Annotated in this window: 4 protein-coding genes and 1 pseudogene; 3 read left to right on the top strand and 2 right to left on the bottom strand. The window is 71.4% G+C overall.

The annotated features are described in order from the left end of the window. Both C4B30_RS24290 and C4B30_RS24285 read right to left on the bottom strand, forming a co-directional pair. Positions 1 to 2,986, bottom strand: a pseudogene (locus C4B30_RS24290) (DNA translocase FtsK); the annotation flags it as partial. A gap of 177 nt (positions 2,987 to 3,163) precedes the next feature. Next, complete coding sequence (locus tag C4B30_RS24285; RefSeq protein ID WP_027785050.1) at positions 3,164 to 3,709, bottom strand: META domain-containing protein; 546 nt, start codon at positions 3,707 to 3,709, stop codon at positions 3,164 to 3,166. Positions 3,710 to 3,925: 216 nt separating this feature from the next. Between C4B30_RS24285 and purT the strand changes: the two genes are divergently transcribed. The 3 genes from purT to C4B30_RS24270 all read left to right on the top strand — a co-directional run bounded on the left by purT (position 3,926) and on the right by C4B30_RS24270 (position 5,817). Next, positions 3,926 to 5,140, top strand: a complete 1,215-nt coding sequence (gene purT, locus C4B30_RS24280) for a formate-dependent phosphoribosylglycinamide formyltransferase (RefSeq protein WP_027785049.1) — start codon at positions 3,926 to 3,928, stop codon at positions 5,138 to 5,140. 18 nt (positions 5,141 to 5,158) lie between these two features. Then, positions 5,159 to 5,344 carry a DUF6726 family protein gene (locus tag C4B30_RS24275; RefSeq protein WP_027785048.1) on the top strand — a complete coding sequence of 62 codons (186 nt, stop codon included), beginning with the start codon at positions 5,159 to 5,161 and terminating at the stop codon, positions 5,342 to 5,344. 92 nt (positions 5,345 to 5,436) lie between these two features. Continuing rightward, positions 5,437 to 5,817, top strand: a complete 381-nt coding sequence (locus tag C4B30_RS24270) for an MliC family protein (protein WP_027785047.1) — start codon at positions 5,437 to 5,439, stop codon at positions 5,815 to 5,817. The last annotated feature ends 183 nt before the right edge of the window (positions 5,818 to 6,000 follow it).

Genomic DNA, 6,000 nt, shown 5'->3' with positions numbered 1-6,000 from the left:
GGGCGGGGGCGACCGGGGCCGGTTCGGCTGCCTCGATGGCTTCGGTGGCCGGTGCGCCAGTCGACGGGGTAGCGGGCGATGTCGGCGCGGAAACCGCGGCTGCCGGCATGGGCGAGAGGTTCGCGCCGGGGATGGGTGTCGCGTGCGGTGTCGCGGCCGGCGTTGCGCTCACGTCATGCAACATCGACCAGCTTGCCGACGACGCGGCAGGGGCGGGCGGTGTCGTGAACGTCTGGGCTGCGACTGCCAGGGGGACGGACGCGATCGCCGGAGCCTGCGTCGCAGCGGTTGCACCGATCGACATCGGCGATCCGGCCGCACCGGCAGGCGAGCCTGCGATCGGGTGAGCCGGAGCGGCGGCGGCCGTGGTCGTCGGCGAGATCACGCTGAAGGACGGTGACGCCGGGGCGGACGCGGTTGGCGACACGGGCAGGCTGACGGCCGGCTGCGGCGCGACCGTGCCCGATGAGCCGGATGTAGCGAAGATCGTCGTGCCGGTCGACGGGGTTGCCGTGTCGACCGGAAAGGCCGATCCCGACGCGGACGACGGTGCAGTGACGGGCGCTGACGTGAAAGTCGCGGGTGTCGCGGTGGCGGGCGCCTGCTCGGTCGAACCGAACGTCGAACCCGATGCGCCGGTCGCCGATGGCGTCACGGCGGGCGCATCGGTCGATGCGGGCGTCGAAGCGCGGGAGAGCGAACCGTAAGTCATGCCCGCGACACCGGCCGGCGCCGCCGACGCGGCGGAAGTAACGGGCGGTGCCGATGCGGCCGGTTGCGACGGCGAAGCGGACGCCGTGCCGGTTACGCCGACCGGTGCAACGGCGGCGACGACGGGCGCGATGCTCGATGCGGAAGCCGGTGCGGACGCTTGTGCGGTCGAACCATGAGCCGTGCCGGCCAGCGGCGATGCAGCGACGGCCGACGCTGTCGATGCCGCGGCAAACGGCTGAACCGCCGGTGATGTCGGCAATTCGGCGGAGACGGTCGTCTGTGTCGGGGTGGGCTGCGCCGACGAAGGTGTCCAATACGTGGGGGCGGGCGTCGCGCGTTGAGCGATGGCCGACAGCGGTGCAGCAGGCTCCGGCTCGACCGGCTTGCCGGCTTCCGGTGCGGGATTCGATACGGCCGGTGCGGACGTTGCCGCAATCGACGAAGAGGGCAGGGCAGCGAACGGAACGATGCCGTCGGCCGGCGGCTTCACGTCGGCGTGCGCATCGGCAGCCGGTTGACGCAGGTAGGCCGGTGCAACGCGATCGATTGCAGGCGCCGATCGTGCGTCGTCCTTGTCGTCAATATCGACCGACCCGGTCGGCTTGCCGGTGCCGAGGTCGCGAACCGCTGCATTGCCTGCTTGTGCGAACGCCGAATGAGCGGATATCGATTCCGCGGTATGTGCCGGCGACTCGGCAGTCGGGTTGTCGGTCGACACGTCGAGCGCGGAAACCGGCCGGCTGACGACATCTTCCCAAGGCGCGACGTCGATGGGGGCGTCGAACGACGGCGCGGCTGCGAACCCGAATGCCGGCGCGGCGGCCGCATCGTCGACGCGACGGATTTCGTCGTCGGCGTGATGCGCAAATGCGCGATCGTCGATGCTGGTATCCGGTCGCGCGGGCTGTGTTGCGTCGTCGGACGCCGGGGTGGACGAATCGACACCCGAAGCCTGCGCGATGCCGGATTCCGCCGGCATGAAGGCGTCGAGCACGATCGGCGCGCCGTCGTCGTAAGCGGGCGCGGCATCGTGTTCGGCCGGGCCATTGGCGTCCCGGGCTGCGATGTCGTGCGCCGCGGGGACGAACGCGTTCGACGCGGCCGCCGATGCCGGCGCGGCCGTGCTGCCAGCTGCCGCGGCTACGCCGGCCACGGCAACGGCTGCCGCCGCCGCGTGCGTGGCATCGGCCGGCGCGCCGCCGAGCGACGCCCATTGCGCGGTGCTGGCCTCGATCGAGCGCAGCGTGTCGTGAACGCTCGGCGCCGGCGTGATCGGCGCGGCCGGCTTCTCGGTCCACGCATAGAGCGGCGCGCGCGCCGGCGCCGGCGGCGCCTGGCGGCGTCGTGCCGCGTCCGGCGTCAGACCGGCTGCCGCCGATCCCGCGACCGGGCGCACCGGCGCACGCTGCGGCTGCGTACCGGCCGGTCGCGGCGTGACCGTGGCGCGCGGCGCCGTCTGCGTCAGCGTGGCGGTGGCCGGCCGCGCGGCGGTCGGACGCGGCCGGACGGGTTCGAATCCGACCGGAAGCGGAGCGGGCGCGGGGCGCGGCACTTGCGCGTTCGCCGCGGCGCGCGCGAGGCTGGCGGTGCTGCCGGTAGTCGGCGGCGGCATCGCGCTGGCCGGGATCGGCGCGGGCGTCGCCGGCGTGCGCTGCGGTGCGGTCGGCTTCAGCCAGCCCGACGGCGCGACGGGCTCGGCAAGGGGGCGGGGCGGCGTCTTGCTGCGCGGCTTCGGTCGCGCCTGCGGATCGGGTTTCCACACCGTCGGGCGCGAATACCGGCCGTTCTGGCGCGGCGCCATCGAGTTGACGGTGTGCGCGGTGGTCGGCTGCACGACGTCGTCGTCGCGATGCAGCGCGCTACGCGGCAGGTCGGCGATCCCGCGCGCGTCGTCGTCGCCGCCGTCGCGCGACAGCTTGACGCCGAACGACGTGTCGACCCACGCGGCGAACTGCCGCCAGCCGATGCCGGTCAGCCACGGCAAGCCGGCGAAGAACAGCACGACCATCGCGACCGGCGTGCCGATCGGGCCGAGCAGGTGAGCGAAGCCGGCCGAGCATGCATGGCCGAGCGCGTTCGTGTCGGGCCCGGACAGCGGGCTCGTCAGCGTGCAGCTTGCGACGAATACTGCGGTGAAGCCGAGCCACAGACGGATCGAGCCGCGGCCGGCGAGCCCGCCGCCGCCGGGCAGCATCGACTGCACGAGACGCCAGAAGAGAAGGAGGAACCAGACGGCGGAGATGCCGAACCAGCCGAAGACAACCGTGTGCATGCTTTGAAACTGGAGAGGGGCGGGGCGCGCGGGGCGCGACCCGCCGAGTTTAACCGGCCGGCGAACAAGACTCTAACGCGGCGTGATTTCGATTCACGCCGCGCGACGCACGTGGGTTGCACGTGCGCGTGGCGCGCCACGCGAAGGCGGTCGGTCGGCCTTCGCGCGCGCCTTACATCAAGGGCTCCGGTGCGTGAACGTCAGCGTTGCGCCGGCTTGGGTCACGATCTGCAATTGCTGGGGGGCGCGCATCTGCACGCCGGTCTTCTCGACGTGAGCGAGCGCGTCGAGGTACGCGGATTCGAGCTGGCCGCCGAGCGTGTTCGGGCAGGCCATTCGCGTACCGGCGAGCGGGCCGAAGCTCAGCAGGCCGTTCTTGATCGCGTAGGTGCCCATGTAGCGGTTGCAGCCCGAGAACCCGCTTGCGCGCCGGATGCCCGAGTCGGTCGACAGCGCGAGCTTGATCGGCTCGCCGTTGTCGCCGTGCGGGATCGTGCGTTGCGTGCCGTCGGCGTTCACCCAACTGGTGAGCTCCCAGTTCGTGTCGTCGAGCAGCTGGACGGCGGCCGGGTTGTACGGGTCGGGCGCGGGGGCGGCGGAATCGGGATGGGTCGGCATCGCACAGGCGGCGAGAAGCGTGGCAAGCGTCAACGCGCAAAGCGGCGCGCGCAACGGGCGAAGCAGGCCGGTGCGTGCGCGTGCGGCCGCGGACAGGTGGGACATGAGCCTCGTTCCTCTTCGGATTCTGATCAAGGCGTAAGAGTAACGCACCCGCCCCGCGGCAGGCGAGCCGACACTTCGCGCATGAAAACGTTCGCGGCCCGCCCGCGGGCCTCGCGCGACCCGGCGCGGGCGGGGCCAAACCGCCCAAACCGGCCCGGATGCCCGTGTTAACATCGAAGCCGTTTTCGTCCTCCAACAGAACCAGCGGGAAATCACATGCAGATCGGTCAGCGGCTCGGTACGCCGCTTTCGCCCTCGGCCACGCGCGTCATGCTGCTCGGCGCCGGCGAACTCGGCAAGGAAGTCATCATCGCGTTGCAGCGTCTCGGCGTCGAAGTCGTCGCGGTCGACCGCTATCAGGACGCGCCGGGCCATCAGGTCGCGCATCGCGCGCACGTGATCGACATGACGGACCCGGCCGCGCTGCGGGCCGTCGTCGAAGCCGAACGCCCGCACCTGATCGTCCCCGAGATCGAGGCGATCGCCACCGACGCACTCGCGGCGATCGAGGCGGCCGGCCTCGCCGAGGTGATCCCGACCGCGCGCGCGACGCAGCTCACGATGAATCGCGAAGGGATCCGCCGGCTCGCGGCCGAGGAGCTCGGCCTGCCGACTTCCCCGTATGCGTTCGCGGATTCGTTCGAGGCCTTCAGCGCGGCCGTCGCGAAGATCGGCATGCCGTGCGTCGTGAAGCCCGTGATGTCGTCGTCGGGCAAGGGGCAGTCGGTCGTGAAGACCGACGCCGACGTGAAACCCGCGTGGGACTACGCGATGGCGGGCGGGCGCGTGAACCACGGCCGCGTGATCGTCGAGGGCTTCGTCGATTTCGACTACGAGATCACGCAACTGACCGTGCGCGCGATCGATCCGGCGACGCTCGACACGCGCACCTATTTCTGCGAACCGGTCGGCCACGTGCAGGTGGCGGGCGACTATGTCGAATCGTGGCAGCCGCAGCCGATGAGCGCGGCGGCGCTCGAGAAGTCGCGCGAGATCGCACACAAGGTGACCGAGGCGCTCGGCGGGCGCGGGATATTCGGCGTCGAGCTGTTCGTGCGCGGCGACGACGTATGGTTCTCCGAGGTGAGCCCGCGGCCGCACGATACGGGCCTCGTCACGCTCGCATCGCAGCGCCAGTCGGAATTCGAGCTGCACGCGCGTGCGATTCTCGGGCTGCCGGTCGATCCGGCGCTCGGCACGCCGGCCGCGTCGGCGGTGATCTACGGCGGCCTCGACGAGCGCGGGATCGCGTTCGAAGGCGTGCGCGACGCGCTTGCGGTGCCGGGCGCGGACCTGCGCCTGTTCGGCAAGCCGGAAAGTTTTGCGAAGCGGCGCATGGGCGTCGCGCTGGCGACCGGTGCGACCGTCGACGAAGCCCGCGAACGCGCGAAGCGCGCTGCCGCGGCCGTCCGACCCGTGTCGGCGCGCTGACGGAACGAGGAGAGGACGATGACGTCGCGATGGTTGCGTATCGGAAAGCTGGGCGCCGCGCTGGCGCTCGTCGCGAGTCTCGCGGGCTGCGGCGTCGCGGCCGCGCCGTGCCGGGTGGCGTCGGCCGGGCTCAAGATCGTGCCGCTCGTCGGCCATATCGCCGCGGCGCCGACCGACGCGTGCGCGGACGTGATCGATCCCTGATCCCGGCAGCCGGCGCGATTTCCCGCCAATCCAGTCAACAATAACCGCGCCCCGCGAGGGCGCGTTTCCACCCGTCTCGTGAGAGGACCTGCATGATTCGCCAAACCGTCGCCGCGCTTGCGTTCGCCGGCACCGCCGTTTCCGTCGCGCATGCCGCGCAACTGACCGTCGAGGAGATCGACGCCGACGCGCGCCAGCAAACCGTCTACCAGTGCGCGAACCACAAGCCGCCCGTGCGCGTGTCGTACTGGCTCGCGGGCAACGGCCAGAGCTTCGCGCTCGTGCCGGTGGACGGCAAGCAGATGCTGTTCGTCGATACGGTGTCGGCGTCGGGCGCGCGCTACCAGGCCGGCCGCTATACGTGGTGGACGAAGGGCAAGGAAGCGACACTGCGCGACGAGATCGCCGACCCGCAGTCGCCGCCGCTGCTGGGCGACTGCGTGCAGATCGAGAAGAAAAAGAAGAAGGGCTGAGCGGCGGGCGCGCTCGCGGAGCGTATTCGGACCGGTTGTCCGGTTGTCCGGCTGCCGGGCTGAAGGCCCGATACGGGGCGGGCGACGGGCATGTCGGTACGGGATGTCTGGATCGAGCCCCTAATATTGTTCGCCGGCCGGTACGGATAGCCCGATCGGCCAGTTACCCGGCCGCACGGGCCC

Source organism: Burkholderia sp. BE12, from assembly GCF_002959955.1.
Taxonomy (GTDB): Bacteria; Pseudomonadota; Gammaproteobacteria; order Burkholderiales; family Burkholderiaceae; genus Burkholderia.
Note: the sequence above shows the minus strand (reverse complement) of the source record. Positions and strands in the feature narration are given on the sequence as shown.

Coding starts and splice junctions, on each gene's coding strand:
- C4B30_RS24275 (WP_027785048.1), top strand. CDS start 5,159: ATGACGTCGCGATGGTTGCGTATCGGAAAGCTGGGCGCCGCGCTGGCG.
- C4B30_RS24285 (WP_027785050.1), bottom strand. CDS start 3,709: ATGTCCCACCTGTCCGCGGCCGCACGCGCACGCACCGGCCTGCTTCGC.
- C4B30_RS24270 (WP_027785047.1), top strand. CDS start 5,437: ATGATTCGCCAAACCGTCGCCGCGCTTGCGTTCGCCGGCACCGCCGTT.
- purT (WP_027785049.1), top strand. CDS start 3,926: ATGCAGATCGGTCAGCGGCTCGGTACGCCGCTTTCGCCCTCGGCCACG.